This window comes from Methylomonas sp. AM2-LC (assembly GCF_039904985.1).
In the GTDB taxonomy this organism is placed as follows: domain Bacteria; phylum Pseudomonadota; class Gammaproteobacteria; order Methylococcales; family Methylomonadaceae; genus Methylomonas.
On the sequence record NZ_CP157007.1, the window covers coordinates 85,393 to 106,887 of the forward strand.

Genomic DNA, 21,495 nt, shown 5'->3' on the forward strand with positions numbered 1-21,495 from the left:
AAAATCCTCGCATTGATGATGAAAACGCAATAAGTCTAATTATGATAAATAATAGAAAAAAATACAACTTTGGCTAGCTAATTCCGCAAGATATTTAACATATCACCCGTTGTGCGCACTGTTGCGAGCGTCAGAACGAACACTTTTGGGGGTTCTTCCACAGGACCCCAATAAATGCCATTTGCCGAATTGCTTTTTCGAAAAAAAAATTTACTTCGGTAGTGCGGATTCAATGCCAAAGGCATTTATCATTTGTTGTTCAAATACTAACGGCTCCAGAGCGATAACATTTCGATAATTTTCCAAATTAGTATAGTGATCTTCAAAATGAGTAAATATGGAATCCACTATATTTGCAAAATTCTGCTCAAAGTTTTTAGATTGAACGTCCAATTTATATTCATTGCTAATTGGTAAATCAATAGGATTGGCTGCTGAACCATATAGCCCAGTAATAACACAGCAACCATGAATGGCCGCTTCTCTGGGTAAACGGTCTTTGCCGGGATGATGGCCGAAATCGATATAGATTTTAGAGCTAAGAAAAATTTCGGCTAATTCTTCACGGTTATATCCCTGTAATGGTTTGAATAGCAAGTTGGGAAAGGTGCTTTTGAGTTTTTCAGTAATTTTGGCACCTTTGTTAGGATTAAACAAAATGATATTTTGTCTTTGAGTGTTAACAATTTTTTCAGACAGATCCTTTAAGTAACCAGGATCGGTATAAACAGGAATCGGATCGGATAAAGGAAAAGATTGAATTTGCCGATCAAGTAAGAATTGGTTTGCATAATCGCTTTGTGCAAAATGCAGCAAATGTTTTAAGGCTCTAATGCCGCGTAAGGGTCTTTTACCCTTTATTAAATTTTTAAAATATCTGAAGTGATCTCTAAAAGGGTTGCCGTAGCGGATACAAGTATAATTATTAACTGACATCCACCAAATTGCCGCTTGTGCCTGTTTTACATGTAAGGCAAGTGTTGTCATTATTTCCGGAAAAATAATTAACTCATGCTGGAAATCCTGATAGTTTGCAACCGTAATTTTGTATTTTTGATAGGGTTTTGGGGTTTCATGAAGCTTGTTAAATGGATGGTATACGATTGCCGCATTTTGCCCTAATCTGTTTAAGTCAAACACCAATTGATGAATAGCTTCCGGGCCGGCTGTGATTGCATTTGCCGGGCAGATAATCAGTATGCGATTAAATTTAGACATAAACTTTGGATGGTGATGACGCATTAAAATGTCGCCAAATTAATATTAAACCAAAAATAATACAACATGATCAGGTAAACCCTGAACTTGATACATACAATTGCATTATTCCTGAATCCGTGTTCAGGCTCGCACAATAACGCATAAGCCAATGATAAATAAGGTATAATACAGACTTTCTGTGTTCACCCGTTTTTGATTATGGCACGTTTTAAGCTAAAAGAATCCAAGAAGGGGTGTAAGCCGGAACCCCAGAAAATTTTGTCACACAGAATAAACCTATTTCCAGCCGCCGTCACATTCATCCCAATAACGGCCTGTTGATTCTTCTTGGAGTGACAGGTCGATTATTTCGCAATTGCGAAAATCAGCTATTTGATAAATCTCATCCAGAATTTCGTCGATTTGTTCTTTCAGATCAGCATCGTCGGCAAACTGCATCATAATCCGAGTTTCGGTATCATTCAGCTTCTGCCCTTGGTAATTGGTCAAAAGCATCCATGCGATTTTCTCTCGTACTGCTTTTTTACCGCGAGTAAATTTGCTGCCGTTCTCAACAAGAACCCAAAGAATGATTGCAACGGATTTGTTCGCTTCGACTTCTGGATCGGCGCATTGTGTGCTTACTGCCAGTGACGTATGCTTGATTGCGCTGCTTATCGTACTGCGACTGCATTTAATAGTTTTCTGTACAACATTCCATGAACTACCGCTTGCCAGCAATCGGTTAATGGCATTGTAACGCTCTAAGTCAACCATGCGCCCACGGTATTTTCCGGCAGCTTGTGCTTTTTCAATACCTTGCTTTTGCCGTTCCCGGCGCTGTTCATAGTCACGCCTGGCAATAGCGGCCAACATATCCAAAAGCATGTCGTTGATAGCGCCAAACATCCGCGCATCAAACTCGTTTTGTATCGGCGATAGATGTTGCCAAGTAGTTGGCACATTCACCGCTACAACACGAACCTCACGTTTTCGGATAATGCCTTTTAAATTTTCCCATTCGGTGCTGGCCAAGCGTGAAAGCCGATCAATGTCTTCCACAAGCAAAATATCGCTTGGTCGACTATCTGCCAATAGCCGGAATAACTCTGGACGCTTTAAATGAGCGCCGGATTCGTTTTCAGCATAATAATTACAAATGACCACACCATGTTCGTGCGCAAAGCGATCAAGAGAACCACGTGCACGTTGGGCGTTTTGCTCGTTGGTAGAGGTTCGAAGATAAGCGCGGATAAAATGGGTCATTGGTACTATTAAGGTTGTTTAATCGAACCGGTCTGATTAGAGTTATAGTTTCATCTTATATAGTACCATTTGCCACTAGTTCGATTAAGGGTTACCTTATTCGAACTAGAAAAGGGTATCGAACCGTGATAAACTAAACCATATAAACTAAGTCTATTCAGGTTGTCATCATGCAGACATATAATATTCATGACGCTAAAACCCAACTATCCCGTCTGGTAGAGCAAGCCGCCAAGGGTGAACCGTTTGTCATCGCCAAGGCTGGCAAGCCGATGGTTAAAGTGATGGCGCTTAATGCGCCGGAGCCTTCTCAAATCAAGCGGTTCGGTTTTATGGCTGGACAAATCCATGTACCGGATGATTTTGACCGGATGGGCGAAGAAGAAATCGTACAGCTATTTGAGGATGGCGCATGAAGCTGCTATTGGACACCCATCTGCTGCTATGGGCGGCGGAAGGTTTTGAGTATTTGCCACCGGATGCCCAGGCGCTGATGAGCGCCCCTGAAAACGAGCTGTTCTTCAGCGTCGCCAGTTTGTGGGAAATCGTTATCAAATGCGGCTTAGGCCGCAAAGACTTCCAGGTTGATCCGCGCTTGTTACGGCGGGGGCTACTGGACAATGGCTACAATGAACTGCCGATCCTCAGCGAGCATGCGGTCACCATCGGCACCTTGCCACCCATCCATAAAGACCCTTTTGATCGGCTGCTTGTCGCCCAGGCCATTGTCGAAGGTATCACGCTACTGACGTCCGATGCCTATGTGGCTGAATACCCAGGTCCAGTGCAACACGTCTAATGAATGGCAGCAAAAAATAAGCTGCTGACCGTACTATCGGAAGCCGAGCAGTATGCTCTATATGGCCTGCCAGATTTTGATGATGCTCAGCGGCTGGAGTATCTGGCACTTTCGGAAAACGAACTGATGCTTGCGACCAGCCGCCCCGGTCTTCATGCCCAGGTTTATTGCATTTTGCAAATCGGTTATTTCAAGGCAAAGCACAGCTTTTTCCGCTTTGACTGGAACGAAGTCGAGGACGATTGCGCCTTTGTATTGAGCCGTTATTTCATCGGCGATGCATTTGAAAGGAAGCCGATAACCAACCATGAGCATTACACTCAGCGCGGGCGTATTGCCGAGTTGTTCGGCTATCGGTTGTGGACTTCCGACTTTCTGCCGCAGCTAGCGCGTCAGGCCGAGTCTATTGTGCGGCGTGACGTCTCGCCGGGATTTGTAGCCGTCGAGCTGCTCGTCTGGCTTAACGGCCACAAAATCATTCGGCCAGGCTACACTACGCTGCAAGAGTTGATCAGCGAAACGCTTTCCTCCGAACGCCGACGGCTTGGCGGACTACTTGCAGAAATACTGGATGACGCGACCAAAGCCACGCTGACCCAGCTCCTGGTGCGTGATGATACCCTGTCTCAATTAGCGGCGCTAAAGCAGGATGCCAAGAATTTCGGCTGGCGTCAGATGATCCGCGAACGCGAGAAGCGCACCCTGCTGGAACCACTGCACAGGATTGCAAAAGCCTTGCTGCCCAAGTTGGGCGTTTCCCAGCAGAACTTGCTCTACTATGCGAGTTTGGCCAATTTTTATACCGTTCACGACTTGCGAAACCTCAAGCCGGAGCAGACCTATCTCTACTTGTTGTGCTATGCCTGGCAACGCTACCGCCAGTTTACCGATAATCTGGTCGATGCGATGGCTTTCCACATGGGGTTAATTAACCAAAAGAACGGTTTGTCCCGCGACACCCCTGGAGCCCTTGGTATTAGCGGCTTTCAGACGAAATATCGATTTCAAATTCGCCACTAAAAATTCTATAGCCTATTGAATATTAATAACTTATTGTGCGTCACAAAATTCATGCTTGCCGATAAAGTTGGCTGACCGAAAGGATTAGGAATAATTAGTAAATGAGTAACGCCAACGTCACGCCAAGGTTCTGAATACAATGCTATTCACACTGTTCGTAATGATGCTATTCCAACCTGATACGAAACAATATCGATGGGATATGGAATGGTATTTTAGTTCTGCTTGCTGACGGCAAGCTTAAATCCCAGGAATACAAACACGCCTCCCGCTGTTCGCGTTAGCCAGGCAAATAAAAGCTTGCGGGGAGATAGGCGCTGATTAAGATGGTCTGCGAACCAAGCGAGGAACAAGCACCAAATTGTGCCAGTAAAATTAAAAATCCCGCCCAGGAAGATAAAGGCCAAGGCTTTGTTTGGCGCTTCATGCTCGATAAACTGTGGAACGAAAGCCAGAAAGAAAATCGCCACTTTTGGGTTGAGAACGTTGGTCAGAAAGCCTTGACGAAAAATACTGCGTAGGGACGCTGGCTGCGAGTTCTTTAGTGCATCTGAACAGGGTGAAGTACTGCGCATCAAGGTAATTCCTATGTATACGAGATACACTGCACCAATCAGCTTAAGCGTGGAGAATGCAGTCGAAGAAGCCGCAAGTAGCGCTGACAAGCCAACAGCGGCGGCAAAAATATGCAGGTAACAGCCCAGGGCTATACCGAGTGCGGCGGCTACGCCGGCAGAACGACCTTGGCCGACACTACGGGCAACAATATACAGCGAGTCTGCGCCAGGTGTGATATTTAGCAATAGACCAGAGATTACAAAAAGTGTTAGATCATGAGTGCCGAGCATAAGTTATAAAGTCAGTCGTTATTTTTAAAAAAATTCCCTTTGAGGCTATGTATTTGCTTCCGCATCAACACTGGCTATATTAAAAACCATACTGTCCATCCCCATAAGGCGCTCTTGATGGCTGAATTGAAATCCGGTTTTTTCCAAAACACGTATTGAAGCCAGATTTTTTGTATGCGTAAACGCCATTAAATATTTCAGCTCTAATATTTGAAAGTAATACCGAATCCAAGCGGATGTTACTTCTGTTGCTATACCTTGGTTCCAGAAGCTTGGCAACAATCTATAGCCTAACTCGAAACTATGACATTCAGGAAAATACATGGGGCCAGAGTCGCCAATCGGTTTCATGGTATTACGATCAAGAATTATCCATTTTGCATATCCATATTGATTTTGGTGCTCAATATAATGCGTTATCCTCAAAATGGTGGACTCCAGATTAATATCTGGGCCATGAGGCGTGAATTTCATGACCTCTGGATCACCAAACCAAGAAAATGACTGTATTGCATCATCCTCGGTAAATGGCCTGAGGATCGTTCGGGCTGTTTGCAATTCTGTTATTTGCATTGAATACACTTCGAATAAGGTTAGATTATATTCCAAGTCTGTTTTGGAACAGTGAACAAAAAGTCACACAGCGAGGAATGTTATGTTTTTCCCGATTCATTTCGTTTTTCTGCAATATGGGAGAAGAATTTCCGCCTCCCCACGCCAGCAATTTCACATACCTCAGCAGCGGTTTTGCCTGAATTTTCATATAAGATTCTGGCATTTTCCAATTTTTCAGGATCAGTCTTAGGTCGCCCCCCGGTTTTACCACGCGCTTTAGCAGATGAACGGCCTGCCGCCGCCCGTTCTGCGCGTAGCTCCCGCTCCATTTGGTGAATGGCACCCATCATCGACAAGAAACAACGACCAGTAGCTGTTGTTGTGTCGATATTTTCTCGCAATGACACCAAGTTAATCTGTCGTTGTTCCAAAACTTTGGCCGTTGTCAGTAAATCCATCAAAGAGCGCGTCATGCGGCTTAATTCACTCACGACCAAAGTATCACCTGGGCGAGCATATTCCAAAAACTGATCCCAGCCAGGTCGATCCATGTGTGAACCGGTCATTTTGTCGGAAAAGATTTTCCCGCAACCGGCTTTCTGTAAAGCATCGATTTGAGAATCCAGATTTTGGCCGATACTGCTGACCCGTGCATAGCCGATTCGATGGAGAGACATATCTGTAGAAGTAGAATGGGTGTACATAGTGCAAAAAGTTAACACATAGTACAGGTAAATGCATTATGATTTTAGCAAAGGTTTTTGCACTAAAAATGAAAGGAATTGCAATCCGAAAGAACCGGTCAACTTAGAGTGCAGAAAGTACACTTTTTGCACTGACTAAAAAGCAGCCCCCATCCATCAGAATTCGAATATCAAGCGACCGAGAAAAACAGTGGTGTGGAAATAACCGTGCCATAACCATCATCCTCATCAAATAGAAACCAGCATGGCTCGACTGACGATTTTAACCCAGGACGAAATCAATGATCTTTACGAAATACCCACGCTGGATGACGACGATCGATCATTTTTATTTGCCCTCGATACCGACGACATAGCCGTGCTCGATAGCTTTGAAAACAACACTACCTGTAAAGTGGATTACATCCTACAGCTTGGTTATTACCGGGCTGTCAATTACTTCTTCCTATTCAGCTTCCAAAAAGTTAAAGCGGATGCGGCGTTCATCATGCGGCTTTATTTTCCAGATGAGCCATTTCCCAAAAAGCAGGTGTCTAAAAATCATCACTACCGGAACCGCTACGAGGTGATGAATAAATTCGGCCTGAAAGATGTCGATACAGATTTTCAAAGCCAATTACTCAAAGAAGCAAAAGCGCTTGTCAAACGACACGCACTATCGCGGTTCGTGTTGGAAGGCTTGTTGAGCTATTGCCAACAACAAAATGTCATCCGGCCAGCTTATTCAAGTTTACAGGATATTGTGACTACCGCGCTTCAAGAGGAAAGAAACTGGCTGGTCAATAAACTTTACACCGATGCCGATAAAGAACTGCGTGCGGAATTGGATAAGCTGTTAACGAACGACGAACTGTTTTATAACCTCACCTTGCTAAAAAAGGATCAGAAGAATTTCAGCACCACTGAAATTAAAAATAGCGTCGCCAAACAACAGCTTGTCATCGGCATTTACCAAAAATCTCAGACCCTGATGCCTAAGCTGGGACTCTCAGAACAGAATATTATCTACTATGCAAATCTGGCGGAATTTTACACCATCCAGAAACTCAAGCGGTTAACCGATAAAAATCTGGTACGGCTGTACCTGCTTTGTTACGCTCATCGCCGGTTTCTTAAAATCAATGACCATCTGGTATCCAGCTTGATACAGAAGATGACAAAATATACCGATGACGCCAACGACTATCAACGTTCAGAAATAGAGTTGATTGAAAACGTCGATTCCAAGCTTAGGCAGCAGGCATGTAAGGTGCTGGCCATCAATATCGATAGCGGTATTCCCGATGAACAAGTCAGGGCCAAAGCCTTTGAAGTGGTTCCAGAAGCCGATTATAAACAATTTCTAGATGAATTTAAAAAGCCCAATCTAGACAGGGACTTCTATCGTTGGCAATACTATGGGCAACAGGCATTAACCATAAAAAGGAACCTGCGGCCAATTTTCAAAGTCCTGGACTTTTCTTGCACGAACGCTGGGCTAACAGAAGCCATTGTGTTTTTAAGGCGGCACCTGAGCAGCGGACTATCATTTCGGGATTATGCCTATGAAGACATCCCCATGAACTTTTTTCCTCAATCGCTGAAAAAATACCTCACCTATAAAGTGCTGGTCGATGATAAGAAGGTCAAAAAAGTGGATGGCGACCGCTATGAATGCATGGTTTATAGCCAGCTAAAACAGGGCATTGCCAATACCAGCGTGTTTATTAAAGACAGTAATTGCTATCGTACCCTGGACGATGAACTGATCGACATTGAATATTGGGCGCAACATAAAGATGAAATATTAAAGCAGCTCAACATGCCTTTATTGTCAATGAACATCGAAGACTTATTAAGTAAACTCGAAGCCAGCCTGAAAGAGAAATATGCGCGAGTGAACCAAAACATTAAAAACGGTGAAAACTCTAGCCTAAAAATTCATCGCAATAAGCAAGGCGAGCTGGTTAACTGGACTTTGCCTTATACCCGTCTTGATGACGGGATTAACAATCCATTCTATGAAAAGCTCTTGGTCTCAAGCATCGGCGATATTCTTAAGTTTTCGGCAGAGGCTACCGGTTTTCTAAAGTCTTTTTCACATCTTCAGCCAAAATACGCGAAGTCACACCCCGACCCTGAAGTTATTCATGCCTGTGTTATCGCCAATGCAACGGGGGTTGAAGCGAAGAAAATGAAGGCGATCAGCGATGTAAAAGAGCAAGATCTGGATCGGGTTAGTAAAAGCTATATTCGCTTTCAAACCCTATGCGCCGCCAATGATGTGATTATGAACCATACCGCCAAGCTGCCCATTTTTGGCGAGTATAATTTAGCTGACTACGGTGTTCACGCCAGTGTTGACGGTCAAAAATTGGCAACGAAATACCATACGATCAAATCCAGGTACGGAAAAAAATATTTTGGCCTTCTGAAAGGCGTGGTCTTATTGGGACTCATCGGCAATCATCTCCCCTTGCGTCTGAAAGTCATCGGTGCAAACCAGCACGAAAGTCACTTCTTACTGGATATTGTCGAAAGTAATACATCAGATGTTGAAATTACGGCGGTATCCGGCGATATGCACAGTATCAATCGCGTTAACTTTGCCTTAATGTATATGTTTGGCTATCGATTTATGCCTCGCTTTACTCAGCTATCTGATAAATCAGATCAAAAATTGGTGAGTTTCGATGAGATCGACAAGTACGCAAAACACCTTATTAAGCCCAGCAAAAAGGTCAATAAATCGCTCATTATTAAGGAATGGGATAAAATTTTGAGAATTCTAGCCTCTCTGGCAATCAAAAAGACCACGCAAAGCCATATTGTGAGTAAATTATCGTCTTGTAAAAAGATCGATTCGACCTTAAAAGCCTTGATTGCCTTTGATGAAATCATTATGACCGATTATTTGCTGGATTATATCGATAGCAAGGAAATCCGCGAAGTGGTGCAAGGCTCATTGAACCGTGGCGAATCCTACCACCAGTTAAGCTCCACTATTTCCAAAGTCAGCGGCGGCAGGATGCTTAATGGAAAAACTGAAATTGAACTCGACATTAATGCCGAATCCATCAGGCTCATTGCCAACGCGGTGATTTTTTATAATGCGACCATTCTATCGGCGCTTTATCAGCACTATCTAACGATTGATCCGGAAAAGGCGAAAGAAATAGTAAGATTTTCACCTGTTGCCTGGCAGCATATCAACTTCATTGGCAAGTATGAATTTTACAATCGAGAACATATTGTTAATATTCAAGAGGTTATCAAGAAACTTATTGGCGAATTTGAAATCGATATTTCGGCTGCAAGCCGCTAATACCGAGGGCTCCAGGGGTATCGCGGGACAAACCGTTCTTTTGGTTAAATAACCCCATTAACCGGATTATTCAAACAATAAGCATAAAAGTTAGAACTACACACAATCTAATGACCGCCAAAAGCTTAAAATAGAATCAAAAGTAATGACTAATGTCACTCCTAAAACAATGAGCATTTTAAACGAAAAAGATGTATTTGATTTCAATAAACTATATTTTTGCATTATATTAATGGCAAATAAAATAACCATTGAAACTATCCATGATATAAAAAAATATTTTAGAGATAATAGTCCAATCGCCGCACCACCCCCAGCGGCAGTTTGACCACTTTTACTTTTACACAGTAATTCATCAACCTCAAGAAACATTATTGCATACAAAATACCGAATAATGAACTGATAATCAAATAACGAATAAAGGAAATTAAATACTTCATTTTGAATAAACAGATCTTATTTGATTTGTATTTGATTTATTTGGATAAATAACAAAACCTCCATCAGCCGCCGCACTATCTTCTTCATCAGATAGGGATAAACTACCTGATGATTGTGTGGGTAAAGGCAATGTAAGAGAATATCCGTAGTTTATGGCTTCTTGATCTCTAGGATCATCAAAAGTGTCATTTGACTTCAAAGCATATGCCTGAGCGCCAATTATTGCTGTTGTTTGTGATAAACCTAAAGAATTAACACCTGCTGCCCAAATTACATTACCAACATAGTCATTTAATTCGGCTTGGTCATTTAAAAAATAAACTGCATTATTAGGCAAGTATTGTTTTGTATCCCATGGGCCACCAGTTACAGACTGTTGTGCAATTTCGTCAAAACTAGCATCGCCAGTCGCACCATTTAGCCTATTATTTAGAATATAATTAACGCCACCGTTTATGTATGAATTAGTTTGGTTAACATTGAAAACAGTATTAAAACTATTACCTTGCTGAACTACCATATTATAAACACCAACTCCCATTGAGGCAGTATTACCATTTGAATCAGATACCTGATAATTAACTCCTGCTAATGGCGAGTTCGTAATTGTAGGATTGTTTGAACCTGCCGTGTAAGTAACATCAACAAAACCAGTTGGATCATTCCCATTAACCGGATTATTATTGGCATAGGTATAAAAATTAACCCCTGCTCCAAACCCCTTACGGTCTTCACTAATAAACCGCCCAGTGATAGGATCATAATACCTGTCTCGATAATAATAAAACCCCGTTTCTGTATCCTGCTCACGTCCAGTATATTTCAACAGGTTGTTACTACTACCGGAGGCGTTGGATATGGTTCCAAAAGAGGGTGTTAATAAACAAAAGGCTCTAAAGTTTCATAGGCTTTATAAGTAATCGCAAATGTGGGGCACATGGACAAACTAATGAGACCACATTGGCCTATATACTGGGTTTGCGTTGCTCTATGGGCTTCTACGTTGGTCTATATTTAACATAAATCCTTTATTCTTGGAACGAAAAAGTCTAATTGTTTATACCGCCTAAAAATTTCATGGACAGAACGGCCTAATTTTGAGAAGTCGAAAACTTGCTGAAAGCCTTGCTGGATAAGGCATTTAGAAAATTTGTATGGAACTTTAGAGCCTTTTGTTTATTAGCACCCAAATATAGACCAACGTAGAAGCCCATAGAGCAACGCAAACCCAGTATATAGGCCAATGTGGTCTCATTAGTTTGTCCATGTGCCCCACATTTGCGATTACTTATAAAGCCTATGAAACTTTAGAGCCTTTTGTTTATTAACACCCATTATGTACCTACACGCAATCAAACCCAACCCGTAGCGCGGTCTTCGAGTTCGATAAGCTAATCCGCAGCATTTACACATTGCGATATTTGCGCGACCCACAAATCGAGCGCAACTCGCATCGTTCGCAAAACCGGATCGAATCTTATCACCAACTGCGAGCAGCAATCGCGCAGGTTGGCGGCAAGAAGGAACTCACTGGCAGGACGGATCTGGATATTGAGGTCAGTAACGAATGTGGGCGGCTAATCGCAAATGCGATCATTTATTATAATTCCGCTATCCTGTCACGGATACTCGACAAATATGAAGCATCCCCCAAACTGAAGATTTTGGCACTCATCAAGAAAGTCTCGCCTGCGGCCTGGCGGAATATTCATTTTAATGGCCATTATGCCTTCAGAGATAGCGGGCAGAACATAGACCTTGATGCGATTGTGGCTAAATTGGAGCTGGAATAATGGGGCTGTAACAGCTGAAAACGATTCGTCGGAATTTTCGGCGGTTTGGGCTTACACCCCCAAAGTCGGCCATTTTCGTGAGCTTTACAAATAAAGGTCATTTGTCACGAGGCTTAAGCGATAAAAATAAGAAATAATAAGTTAGTTTGTTTATTACTTTGTTTGTTAATAAATTAGTTTGTTTATTATTTTATTATGTGCTATACTGAACCCATCAACTTAAAGGAGAAATCCTCATGCAAGCCACCACGATACAAACTGGCCGCCCTGCCGAATTTGCGCCGGAAGCCATCATCCAAGCCGGTCAAGAGCTGCGAGACGCTGGCCGCAATATCACGGGTTTTGCTTTACGCCAGAAAGTGGGTGGTGGTAATCCCGGTCGTCTTAAGCAGGTTTGGGATGAGCATCTGGCCAGCCAGTCTGTCACCAGAGCGGAACCGGTGGCTGAATTGCCTATTGAGGTGGCCGAGGAAGTGGCTATGGTCACTAAAACACTCACAGAACGCCTTTCCATGCTGGCTGTTGAATTGAACGACAAGGCGGTCAAAGCAGCAGAGCGCCGGGTAGGAGAAGTAGTCAGAGCCGCTGGCGATCAACGCGAACAGGCCGAACGTGAATTAGCGGATGCATCCAGCACGGTCGATGATTTGGAAACCAAACTGAATGAAGTCAGAGCGGAATCCGAAGTCTTTGAAAAACACTTGGCCGATGCTCAGGCAACTAGTCAGGCCCAAGCTGTAGAACTGGCGCAATTGCGCGAGCGTCTGGCGTTAACCGAACAAACCGCCAAGAGCGCCGGCGAACAACATGCTATCGAACTAGAAAGAATCCGGACGGAACTGGCCGAGCAGAAAAAAGCCGTTCAATCCTTAGCCGCTGAGCGAGACCAGGAACGCGCAGAACTGGCGACCGTAAAAGCCCAAGCCGCTGCCGCAGAAGAAACGCACCAAGAACAACGCAAGCGCACTGCTGAAGAAACTCATCGTGTTGCCGAGAAATTAACGAAGATTGAGGCGGATAGAGACAACGCACACAAACAAGCGGTCACAGCCCGCGAGGAAGCGGCTCAATTACGCGGACAACTTGAGGCCACGAAAGCCCAAGCCGCAGAACTCCTACAGGCGCTTAGCAGCCATCAGCCGGCGAAAACCACTGGAGCAAAGAAAACAACGGTGAGTTCAACTGGTCATTGCAACACTATCTGATTTAATATTATTAACAGAGGTGAATCAATGGCACAGAAAGGTCGACCCGGTTTATCCGCAGCTCAAAAGGTTGAGTTGTGGCAAAGATGGAAATTAGGACAATCACTCAGTGAGATAGGTCGTGCCCTTGGTAAGCATGCTGGATCCGTGCATACTGTTTTATCCGCTCATGGTGGAATTATTCCTGCAACTCGCTCAAGATCGGCTAGGTCACTGAGTCTAGTTGAGCGCGAAGAAATATCGCGAGGACTGGCGGCTGGTGAATCAATGCGACAGATTGCATCAAAACTAGCAAGATCACCCTCTACTATCTGCCGTGAAATTGCCCGTAATGGTAATAAAGATCAATATCGAGCAATCGAAGCTGATTCAAAAGCATGGGATCAAGCACAGCGACCTAAGCCCTGTCGACTGGCTACACATTCTCAACTACAAATCATGGTGGCAACTAAACTCGGTTTCGATTGGTCTCCTGAGCAAATTGCTGGCTGGCTTAAACATAAATATCCAAACGATATCAATATGCATGTCTCACATGAAACAATCTATAAAAGCCTGTATATTCAAGCACGCGGCGTTTTGAAAAAGGAATTAATCGGACATCTACGATCGAAACGAATGATGCGGCAAGGTAAGGCATCAACAACTGAAGGCCAGCCAAGAGGGCAAATTATTGATGCGGTATCGATAAAAGATCGACCTGCAGAGGTTGAGGATCGTGCAATACCTGGGCATTGGGAAGGTGATCTGATTACGGGGTCTAAAAACAGCCATATTGCTACTCTAGTTGAACGTCGGTCACGATTTGTGTTGCTGGTTCAAGTTGATGGCAAAGATACGACGAATGTTGTGAATGCATTAATTCGTCAGGTACAGCAACTTCCTTCCGGCTTAATGGCTTCGTTGACATGGGATCGTGGTACTGAATTAGCTCAACATAAAAGATTTACTGTAGCCACCGATGTGGCAATGTATTTTTGCGATCCAAGAAGCCCTTGGCAGCGAGGAACCAATGAAAATACAAACCGATTATTAAGACAATATTTTCCCAAAGGGACCGATTTAAGCGGTTATAGTCAGCAAGACCTAGATGAGATTGCTTTAAAGCTTAATACGAGACCTAGAAAAACACTGGGCTACATGATGCCTGGTGATAAACTAAACGAATGCGTTGCAATGACCAGTTGAACTCACCACACCTAACTAAAAATCTCTTAGTCTTTAAAACCTGCCGTTTGTTGGGCTACTCGGCGGGTTTCCATGCCCGACAGCTACGCACCGCTGGTTGAGTAAGGATTTCATTGGGGCCGCCCTGCCCTATTCCTTCCTGGCGTAAAACAAAAAGCTTTGATTGAAGGGAATTGCCTTGTCGGTGCTGTTATGTGATTAGGAATTGATGCCTTACTAAAAATATTAAAAAAGGTAAATCATCTGTTTATTTGGTATAATTGCCATGGATGGCAATTACGGGAAGGAATTGGTTTTTCAATTTTAGTAATTGCCTGATCATGCACATCTTTCGTTTTTTCAAATTTTACCCGGCTAACTTGGCACTGGCTAAGCGATTCAGGCTAATACCTTGCTCTGCCGCTTGCATCGCTAAAGTGCGATGTACTTCTGATGGGATACGGACTCTAAATTCACCGCTGTAGTGTTTTTCTGATAGCGGTTCTGGAATAACTTCACCATTGCTTTGCATATCTTTGATGACTTCGGCAATGAGCTGTCTGATACCTGTCAAGGCTTCTTCAGGCGTAGTCGCCAACCAGGACAAGGAAGGTAGTTCGACACAGAGACCGACATGTTCATTATCTTCTGGAGACCAGGTAACTCGATAGGTGTAATGTTCAATGTTCATTTGGATTCCCCTTTAACTTGTCGATGGCTAACAGTATCTGTTTGACCTGATAAGCTTTGGCTTTACCTTTGTCGTTCTGAATGTTCACACGCGGATCGCCAGGCCAAGGTGTTTTGAATATGGTATGGCTTGTGCCTGATTGACGCGGTTTTCCAAAAAATTCTTCACAAATTTTATGCAAGTCTGAGAACCGAACATTGTTGGGTTCCCGTCGCATTTGATCAAGGATTTTTTTGGAAGTAGGCATCGTTATACGGTATCAATAGTGACACCATTTTGTCAATTGATCTTTGTGTTTAATCGTAGTTATTCACAGGCGTAGCATGATTAAATAAAGGTTAAATAAAGATTAAAAGAATAAGAGCAAAAAAATGTCATTATTTCAATTCATTTACAATGACTTAATGAAACAACCCGTCAGCTATAACTACCACTTGTTGATGAAATTAGGCTAAAAAGTGGCTTCTATCTTCCTATTCCAGGCCTCAAAAAACCGACCCGTCAGCTATAACTACCGGTTTTTTTACGACCCGTCAGCTATAACTACCGGTTTTTTTACGACCCGTCAGCTATAACTACCGAAATTGAGGCTAGGCTATAGGTCTATTTGATGTGAAAAAGCTTCCTGTCACCTATAACTACCGCAACCTGTCACCTATAACTACCGTAAAACGCCTTGACCCGTCACCTATAACTACCGCTTCTTGGTCGGGAGGTTTTTTCCCACAATGATTTCTTTGCTTTTCTCACTTAAAGACTGTCGTTTATTGGCTGCTTTGATTTCTGTAATGAATTCCCGCGAGGCAGTCAGTGTGTAAATTACATCTTCTAGCTTGGCACGTTCGCCGCGTATCTCGTTTTTTTGAGTGGTACTTAATACCCCACTAGCTTTGAGCTCGTCAAGGGCGTCATCAAGTGCTGCAACTGCTTGACGTTGCAGCTTATAGCCTTCCAGCAAAGCACTATCACGTTTGATTGTGCTGAAACGCATATCGAACGAAGTGATTAAGCTTGCAAATGTAAACTTGAGAGAAAGCTGTTTGTGTAGCCAGCGGGCGAGCTGGGTTCGATGTCCCATCATTTGTGCATAGTTGAATTGACGATAGGTCACCGCATCAATTGCCTGTGTTACTAGGGGGTGAAATTGCACAATCCATTTTGCATCTGGATCGTCATCAAGCTTACTTCTGGATACCGCTGACAATCCGGAAAAATATGGATTGATTGAGAACCCCTCTCCGTTTTTGTCGTCTGTCGTGGCAATTTCAATCGAGCTTCTGGCGAGGATTCGTAGACTTAAAACGATTTGTTGATAGGATCGTGTATGGCCTCGTTTTTTTAATTCTTCTCGCAACATATGTAGCGAGAAGACCACCCCACTACGGTAATTTGGTTTATCGAAATACCCATAATTCTGTTCAGCAGCGATTTTGCGCAAAGCATCTTCGATTAGTTCTTCATTTGCACTTGGATAATAACCTGTGACAGTACTGTCCTTGTTCTGTATCCAAGCGGGTTGAATGATAGCCTCTAATTCGCGACCACGATAGTTGAATGGGACGCTCAGCAACTGTGTGAACGTTCCAGCCTTACGCATCTTGTCCATTGCCTGACGTGATACAGAATAACGCGGCACACTATCCCAAAGATCGAAGGTATTGGACAGTCGGTCACGTTCGTTCTCGGTGTTGCAGAGAAACGATTGGAACAAGTCAAGTTGTTGCCCACCGAAATCTGATTTTGTGGGGGGAATAACCACGTCGTCCTTTTTAGGTTTTGCCTTTGCCATGTCGTAACCTTTGCTTGATTTCCGTTACTTTTTAACTCGACTCAGTGATTTATCAAACATCTTTGCTTAGATAAGCATCCAGAGCCTCAACAAAAATTTCTTGGCTACTTTTGTCTGCGATTAGTCCAGCTTGTTTTAGTTTGTGAAATCTTTCTTTGTCTAGTTTTACCGTCAGTGCCTTGTAATAGCCTGCTTCTGTCTTCTTGATGGGGGAAACTGGTGATAAGTGTTCGGTATCTGTTTCTGTTACAGTTGGAACTGCTGCGCCCTTTCTGGCGACAAGGCCAGAACTTAAAGTTGCTGTTTTAGCCATTTGCATAAATCCTCAAATATAGATTAAGCTAAATATCTACTTACGTAGTTTCTTAAATACGTATTTCCATAACTCTTTAATTTCGCCTGCTGATCGACTTCCCGGATCAATTTCTTGCACAGTGCGCCCATCAATCATTGAGGCCGCGAAATCAGTACGTTGATAAATAGTGACCGGTGCTACGGTACCGTGCTGGGAAAGGGCGATTGCAGCTTCACCTGTAATCCGAGCGCGCGCAGCTGCACCATTGATAACAAATATCATTGGCTTATTGGCCGACTCAACCATTTCGACAGTAGAACCAACGGCACGTAAATCGTGTGGACTTGGCCTAGTTGGAATTAATACGAGGTCTGCAACTGCAATGACCATCTTGATAGTTGTAGTCACTGCCGGCGGAGTATCAATAATTGCCAGCTTAACACCGCATCTTTCAAGCTCGCGTAAATGCTCATTTAAATTAGCAATGCTAACGCTAGCAAAAATAGGGGTTTCTGCTGAACGCTCATTCCACCAACTCGCAAGTGAGCCTTGGGGGTCGGTATCAATCAGAGCAACAGGGCCATTTTTGTTCTGTTCGGCGAATACAGACAAATGGCCTGCCAAAGTAGTTTTTCCGACGCCACCCTTTTGACTGGCTATTACCAATGTGCGCATAAGCGTATCCAAGTATTAACGCATTAAAGTAGATTTGTATTTAACTATATACATAGTACCATAAATACGTATTTATTTAAATAGTGATGTACGCACCTTCAATACCCCATAATGCATTGGTCGCTAGCCATGACTGGCAAGCTTAACAGACCTTTATTCGCATACTATATAAATACGCATAAAGCTATATACGTATTTACTGATTTGTGTGGTTCAAGTTTATCTGACATCGATTTTTCCCGTATCTCATCCTAATGCAAAGTAATATGCATGTTTTTTAGACTAAATAAATGACATTCAATCCAGGTTGCTCTATAGTAGGAGCGGAGGAGGGGGCATGCCTAAAGTCAACGAACTACAAGAACATCTTCAACCGGGGCAAGTTTATCGGCGGGCCGATCTGGCCAAATGGTCAAATGCCGTTGACCGCCATTTACAGCAACTGGTCAGCAAAGGGATTATCCAGAAGCTTGCGGGGGGCGTTTACTACTGTCCCAAGAAAACGGCTTTTGGTGATATACCGCCAGAAGACGAAACGCTGATCCGCGCTTTCCTTAAAGACGACCATTTCTATATGGCATCCTTAAATGCCTATAACTCCCTGGGCGTAGGCACCACGCAGCTTTATAACGAGAAGCTGGTTTATAACCATAAGCGGGATGGCAGATATACACTGAACGGCCGGCACTTCTATTTTTTGAAAAGACCGCGCTTTCCGGAGAAAAGCAGTCAGGAATTCTTGTTAGTGGATCTTATCAATAATCTTCACTTCCTGGCGGAGGATAAAGAAAGCGTTCTTAACAGCGTCGCCGAAAAAGTACGCAGCATGGATAAGCCCAAACTGATGAAAACTGTTCAAGAGTATGCAGGGGCGAGAACGAAGAGTTTTTTTGAAAAACTATTTCATGCTGAAGAAATGAAACATGCCGTCTAAAATGTATCTCCAGGGGTATCGTGGAACAAACCGTTTTTTGGTTTAATAACCCCTAATTCTTTTAGTAAATTTTTAAAATTAAAACATTTTTAAACGAACTTAATTAATATGAATGATTTTGCAACTAAAATTCTTGCCCTTGATGATATTGGTTTGAGAAAGTTATTGCAGCAACTTGATGTTGCCCTTGAGCTAAACGAAAACGATATAAACGGACCAGAACAAAACTTTGTAGGACAATTACGAGCTACTTCTAATCTTGCAATTGCAAAACTGATTCTCTTACGCGCTTTAAATAGTGATTTCATATCAATTCAAGAAAACGAGTTAACCGCGTCTAATAACACTATTCGTAATGTTCTGGAAAACGACCCGACTGTAAAGTTTCTAACTCAAACATCCTATCATTAGACCAATGGCAATTAATAAGGCTCTCCCAGCTTAGGGTGAGTTTAACAAACAACACCAAAGTCTCATAGGATAGCTTAGAAGGGGTTCTTACACAGAACCCCATATTGCCGCAAAAACGCCATGCACAAAGCCTGATTGGCAAAACTCATATCCATGACCGCAGCCGGATGGCCTTCGGCCAGCAGTCGGATACTGCGACCGGTGCCGTATCGGTTAAGGACTGATTAATCAGGGGTCCTGTGGAAGAACCCCCAAAAGTGTTCGTTCTGCGTAAGCCTTATCGGCTGTGGCTTTCCGTAAACTTTTGTGTCGTTTGTGTATACTCACCTAGTTACCGGAAATTTTCGCTTCGCGTGTTTCACCCGCAAAATCTCGACTGTTTCACTACAAACCCGGTAAATCACGATGTAGTTAGGGTGAGTTACCAGTATGCGCGTGTTTTTTGTTCGTTTTTTCCCTAGACTGGGATTTATATCGAGAAGCGCCGCTTTCTCGATCAGCATTTCGCCTAATTCAATCGCCGCCATTGGCTTGTCCTTGGCAATGTAATCGATGATGCCCTGCAAGTCCTCTTCGGCCTTCGGCTTCCATACCGGCACTAATTGGCTCCTTGCCTATTCGCCTGTTCGAGCAGCTCGGCTTTTCGTATTTGCCAGTTAGCCACGATCTGGTCATGCGGTATGCTTGGCCGTGGATCGTCGATAGCCTCCTGTATTTCTTTTTCCAGCCAATCGCTATAGGCGGCGGCTTGGTGCGCGGCCCGCATCCGTTCGGACGCATCCTGTCTGCGCTTGCTATGGATGGCGGCGGCGCTGTAGTTACTGGCGTCGATGCCGTCAATCTTAACAATCTGTAACTCTTCGCGTAGGTACTGCATACAGCTATCCAAACTGCTCCAAGTACGCGGCTTGTCGGTGCGCTGCGTACCCAGCGGGGTTTCTTTCATCCCGATTTTGAGCATGACGCACCAGCCACCGGGCTGGCCGACGATGGCCGCGCCGCGAATGGCGGCGGCGTCAACCAGACGCCGAGCGTTCGGGGTGTCGATAGTGACCGTCATAAAATCCTCGCATTGATGATGAAAACGCAATAAGTCTAATTATGATAAATAATAGAAAAAAATACAACTTTGGCTAGCTAATTCCGCAAGATATTTAACATATCACCCGTTGTGCGCACTGTTGCGAGCGTCAGAACGAACACTTTTGGGGGTTCTTCCACAGGACCCCAATAAATGCCATTTGCCGAATTGCTTTTTCGAAAAAAAAATTTACTTCGGTAGTGCGGATTCAATGCCAAAGGCATTTATCATTTGTTGTTCAAATACTAACGGCTCCAGAGCGATAACATTTCGATAATTTTCCAAATTAGTATAGTGATCTTCAAAATGAGTAAATATGGAATCCACTATATTTGCAAAATTCTGCTCAAAGTTTTTAGATTGAACGTCCAATTTATATTCATTGCTAATTGGTAAATCAATAGGATTGGCTGCTGAACCATATAGCCCAGTAATAACACAGCAACCATGAATGGCCGCTTCTCTGGGTAAACGGTCTTTGCCGGGATGATGGCCGAAATCGATATAGATTTTAGAGCTAAGAAAAATTTCGGCTAATTCTTCACGGTTATATCCCTGTAATGGTTTGAATAGCAAGTTGGGAAAGGTGCTTTTGAGTTTTTCAGTAATTTTGGCACCTTTGTTAGGATTAAACAAAATGATATTTTGTCTTTGAGTGTTAACAATTTTTTCAGACAGATCCTTTAAGTAACCAGGATCGGTATAAACAGGAATCGGATCGGATAAAGGAAAAGATTGAATTTGCCGATCAAGTAAGAATTGGTTTGCATAATCGCTTTGTGCAAAATGCAGCAAATGTTTTAAGGCTCTAATGCCGCGTAAGGGTCTTTTACCCTTTATTAAATTTTTAAAATATCTGAAGTGATCTCTAAAAGGGTTGCCGTAGCGGATACAAGTATAATTATTAACTGACATCCACCAAATTGCCGCTTGTGCCTGTTTTACATGTAAGGCAAGTGTTGTCATTATTTCCGGAAAAATAATTAACTCATGCTGGAAATCCTGATAGTTTGCAACCGTAATTTTGTATTTTTGATAGGGTTTTGGGGTTTCATGAAGCTTGTTAAATGGATGGTATACGATTGCCGCATTTTGCCCTAATCTGTTTAAGTCAAACACCAATTGATGAATAGCTTCCGGGCCGGCTGTGATTGCATTTGCCGGGCAGATAATCAGTATGCGATTAAATTTAGACATAAACTTTGGATGGTGATGACGCATTAAAATGTCGCCAAATTAATATTAAACCAAAAATAATACAACATGATCAGGTAAACCCTGAACTTGATACATACAATTGCATTATTCCTGAATCC

At 43.1% G+C, this 21,495-nt stretch carries 22 protein-coding genes and 2 pseudogenes; 9 read left to right on the forward strand and 15 right to left on the reverse strand.

What is annotated here, in order from left to right:
• Positions 1 to 210: 210 nt before the first annotated feature.
• Together ABH008_RS24305 and ABH008_RS24310 are read right to left on the reverse strand one after the other, a co-directional pair.
• A complete protein-coding gene (locus tag ABH008_RS24305; RefSeq protein ID WP_347990386.1) occupies positions 211 to 1,218 on the reverse strand; it encodes a hypothetical protein in 1,008 nt (335 codons plus the stop codon).
• A gap of 279 nt (positions 1,219 to 1,497) precedes the next feature.
• Complete coding sequence (locus ABH008_RS24310) at positions 1,498 to 2,466, reverse strand: recombinase family protein (RefSeq protein ID WP_347990387.1); 969 nt, start codon at positions 2,464 to 2,466, stop codon at positions 1,498 to 1,500.
• 170 nt (positions 2,467 to 2,636) lie between these two features.
• On the opposite strand from ABH008_RS24310, the gene ABH008_RS24315 reads away from it, so the two are divergent.
• The 3 genes and pseudogenes from ABH008_RS24315 to ABH008_RS24325 all read left to right on the forward strand — a co-directional run.
• Positions 2,637 to 2,882, forward strand: coding sequence for a type II toxin-antitoxin system prevent-host-death family antitoxin (locus tag ABH008_RS24315; protein ID WP_347990373.1), 246 nt, complete (start codon positions 2,637 to 2,639; stop codon positions 2,880 to 2,882).
• A complete protein-coding gene (locus ABH008_RS24320; protein ID WP_347990374.1) occupies positions 2,879 to 3,265 on the forward strand; it encodes a type II toxin-antitoxin system VapC family toxin in 387 nt (128 codons plus the stop codon). The genes ABH008_RS24315 and ABH008_RS24320 overlap by 4 nt, the downstream gene beginning before the upstream one ends.
• Positions 3,266 to 3,268: 3 nt before the next feature.
• Positions 3,269 to 4,207, forward strand: a pseudogene (locus ABH008_RS24325) (DUF4158 domain-containing protein); the annotation flags it as partial.
• 293 nt (positions 4,208 to 4,500) lie between these two features.
• Here the strand turns inward: ABH008_RS24325 and ABH008_RS24330 are convergent.
• The 3 genes from ABH008_RS24330 to ABH008_RS24340 form a co-directional block, all read right to left on the reverse strand.
• Complete coding sequence (locus tag ABH008_RS24330) at positions 4,501 to 5,133, reverse strand: LysE family translocator (RefSeq protein WP_347990357.1); 633 nt, start codon at positions 5,131 to 5,133, stop codon at positions 4,501 to 4,503.
• A gap of 45 nt (positions 5,134 to 5,178) precedes the next feature.
• On the reverse strand, positions 5,179 to 5,706 hold the full coding sequence (locus ABH008_RS24335) for a GNAT family N-acetyltransferase (protein WP_347990358.1): 528 nt from the start codon (positions 5,704 to 5,706) through the stop codon (positions 5,179 to 5,181).
• A gap of 80 nt (positions 5,707 to 5,786) precedes the next feature.
• Entirely contained in the window at positions 5,787 to 6,365 is a 579-nt protein-coding gene (locus tag ABH008_RS24340; protein ID WP_347990359.1) for a recombinase family protein, read from the reverse strand.
• Positions 6,366 to 6,636: 271 nt separating this feature from the next.
• Here ABH008_RS24340 and ABH008_RS24345 point away from each other — a divergent pair, with 271 nt between their 5' ends.
• On the forward strand, positions 6,637 to 9,696 hold the full coding sequence (locus ABH008_RS24345; protein ID WP_347990360.1) for a Tn3 family transposase: 3,060 nt from the start codon (positions 6,637 to 6,639) through the stop codon (positions 9,694 to 9,696).
• 96 nt (positions 9,697 to 9,792) lie between these two features.
• Here ABH008_RS24345 and ABH008_RS24350 read toward each other — a convergent pair whose 3' ends face one another.
• Both ABH008_RS24350 and ABH008_RS24355 read right to left on the reverse strand, forming a co-directional pair.
• Entirely contained in the window at positions 9,793 to 10,137 is a 345-nt protein-coding gene (locus ABH008_RS24350) for a hypothetical protein (protein WP_347990138.1), read from the reverse strand.
• Entirely contained in the window at positions 10,134 to 10,997 is an 864-nt protein-coding gene (locus ABH008_RS24355) for an RHS repeat-associated core domain-containing protein (protein WP_347990396.1), read from the reverse strand. Before ABH008_RS24355 ends, ABH008_RS24350 begins: the two co-directional genes overlap by 4 nt.
• Positions 10,998 to 11,472: 475 nt before the next feature.
• Here ABH008_RS24355 and ABH008_RS24360 point away from each other — a divergent pair.
• From ABH008_RS24360 to ABH008_RS24370, 3 genes and pseudogenes are all read left to right on the forward strand, one after another.
• A pseudogene (locus ABH008_RS24360) lies at positions 11,473 to 11,931 on the forward strand (Tn3 family transposase); the annotation flags it as partial.
• Between the two features lie 236 nt (positions 11,932 to 12,167).
• Positions 12,168 to 13,136 carry a DNA-binding protein gene (locus ABH008_RS24365; protein ID WP_347990375.1) on the forward strand — a complete coding sequence of 323 codons (969 nt, stop codon included), beginning with the start codon at positions 12,168 to 12,170 and terminating at the stop codon, positions 13,134 to 13,136.
• A gap of 27 nt (positions 13,137 to 13,163) precedes the next feature.
• Complete coding sequence (locus tag ABH008_RS24370) at positions 13,164 to 14,324, forward strand: IS30 family transposase (RefSeq protein ID WP_347990376.1); 1,161 nt, start codon at positions 13,164 to 13,166, stop codon at positions 14,322 to 14,324.
• Positions 14,325 to 14,670: 346 nt separating this feature from the next.
• On the opposite strand, the gene ABH008_RS24375 is transcribed toward ABH008_RS24370, so the two are convergent.
• The 5 genes from ABH008_RS24375 to ABH008_RS24395 all read right to left on the reverse strand — a co-directional run bounded on the left by ABH008_RS24375 (position 14,671) and on the right by ABH008_RS24395 (position 17,753).
• Positions 14,671 to 14,994, reverse strand: coding sequence for a toxin-antitoxin system HicB family antitoxin (locus tag ABH008_RS24375; protein WP_347990377.1), 324 nt, complete (start codon positions 14,992 to 14,994; stop codon positions 14,671 to 14,673).
• Positions 14,984 to 15,241: a hypothetical protein gene (locus tag ABH008_RS24380; RefSeq protein WP_347990378.1), complete on the reverse strand. Its 258-nt coding sequence runs from the start codon at positions 15,239 to 15,241 to the stop codon at positions 14,984 to 14,986. The genes ABH008_RS24375 and ABH008_RS24380 overlap by 11 nt, the downstream gene beginning before the upstream one ends.
• A gap of 447 nt (positions 15,242 to 15,688) precedes the next feature.
• A complete protein-coding gene (locus ABH008_RS24385; RefSeq protein WP_347990379.1) occupies positions 15,689 to 16,783 on the reverse strand; it encodes a replication protein in 1,095 nt (364 codons plus the stop codon).
• Between the two features lie 52 nt (positions 16,784 to 16,835).
• A complete protein-coding gene (locus ABH008_RS24390; RefSeq protein ID WP_347990380.1) occupies positions 16,836 to 17,096 on the reverse strand; it encodes a hypothetical protein in 261 nt (86 codons plus the stop codon).
• Between the two features lie 36 nt (positions 17,097 to 17,132).
• Complete coding sequence (locus ABH008_RS24395) at positions 17,133 to 17,753, reverse strand: ParA family protein (protein WP_347990381.1); 621 nt, start codon at positions 17,751 to 17,753, stop codon at positions 17,133 to 17,135.
• 337 nt (positions 17,754 to 18,090) lie between these two features.
• Here ABH008_RS24395 and ABH008_RS24400 point away from each other — a divergent pair, with 337 nt between their 5' ends.
• On the forward strand, positions 18,091 to 18,687 hold the full coding sequence (locus ABH008_RS24400; RefSeq protein WP_347990382.1) for a DUF6088 family protein: 597 nt from the start codon (positions 18,091 to 18,093) through the stop codon (positions 18,685 to 18,687).
• 108 nt (positions 18,688 to 18,795) lie between these two features.
• On the forward strand, positions 18,796 to 19,098 hold the full coding sequence (locus ABH008_RS24405; protein WP_347990383.1) for a hypothetical protein: 303 nt from the start codon (positions 18,796 to 18,798) through the stop codon (positions 19,096 to 19,098).
• A gap of 323 nt (positions 19,099 to 19,421) precedes the next feature.
• Here the strand turns inward: ABH008_RS24405 and ABH008_RS24410 are convergent, their stop codons facing one another.
• From ABH008_RS24410 to ABH008_RS24420, 3 genes are all read right to left on the reverse strand, one after another.
• A complete protein-coding gene (locus ABH008_RS24410) occupies positions 19,422 to 19,697 on the reverse strand; it encodes a type II toxin-antitoxin system RelE/ParE family toxin (protein ID WP_347990384.1) in 276 nt (91 codons plus the stop codon).
• Entirely contained in the window at positions 19,697 to 20,158 is a 462-nt protein-coding gene (locus ABH008_RS24415; RefSeq protein WP_347990385.1) for a hypothetical protein, read from the reverse strand. The genes ABH008_RS24410 and ABH008_RS24415 overlap by 1 nt, the downstream gene beginning before the upstream one ends.
• Positions 20,159 to 20,368: 210 nt before the next feature.
• Positions 20,369 to 21,376 carry a hypothetical protein gene (locus tag ABH008_RS24420; protein WP_347990386.1) on the reverse strand — a complete coding sequence of 336 codons (1,008 nt, stop codon included), beginning with the start codon at positions 21,374 to 21,376 and terminating at the stop codon, positions 20,369 to 20,371.
• Positions 21,377 to 21,495: the final 119 nt, after the last annotated feature.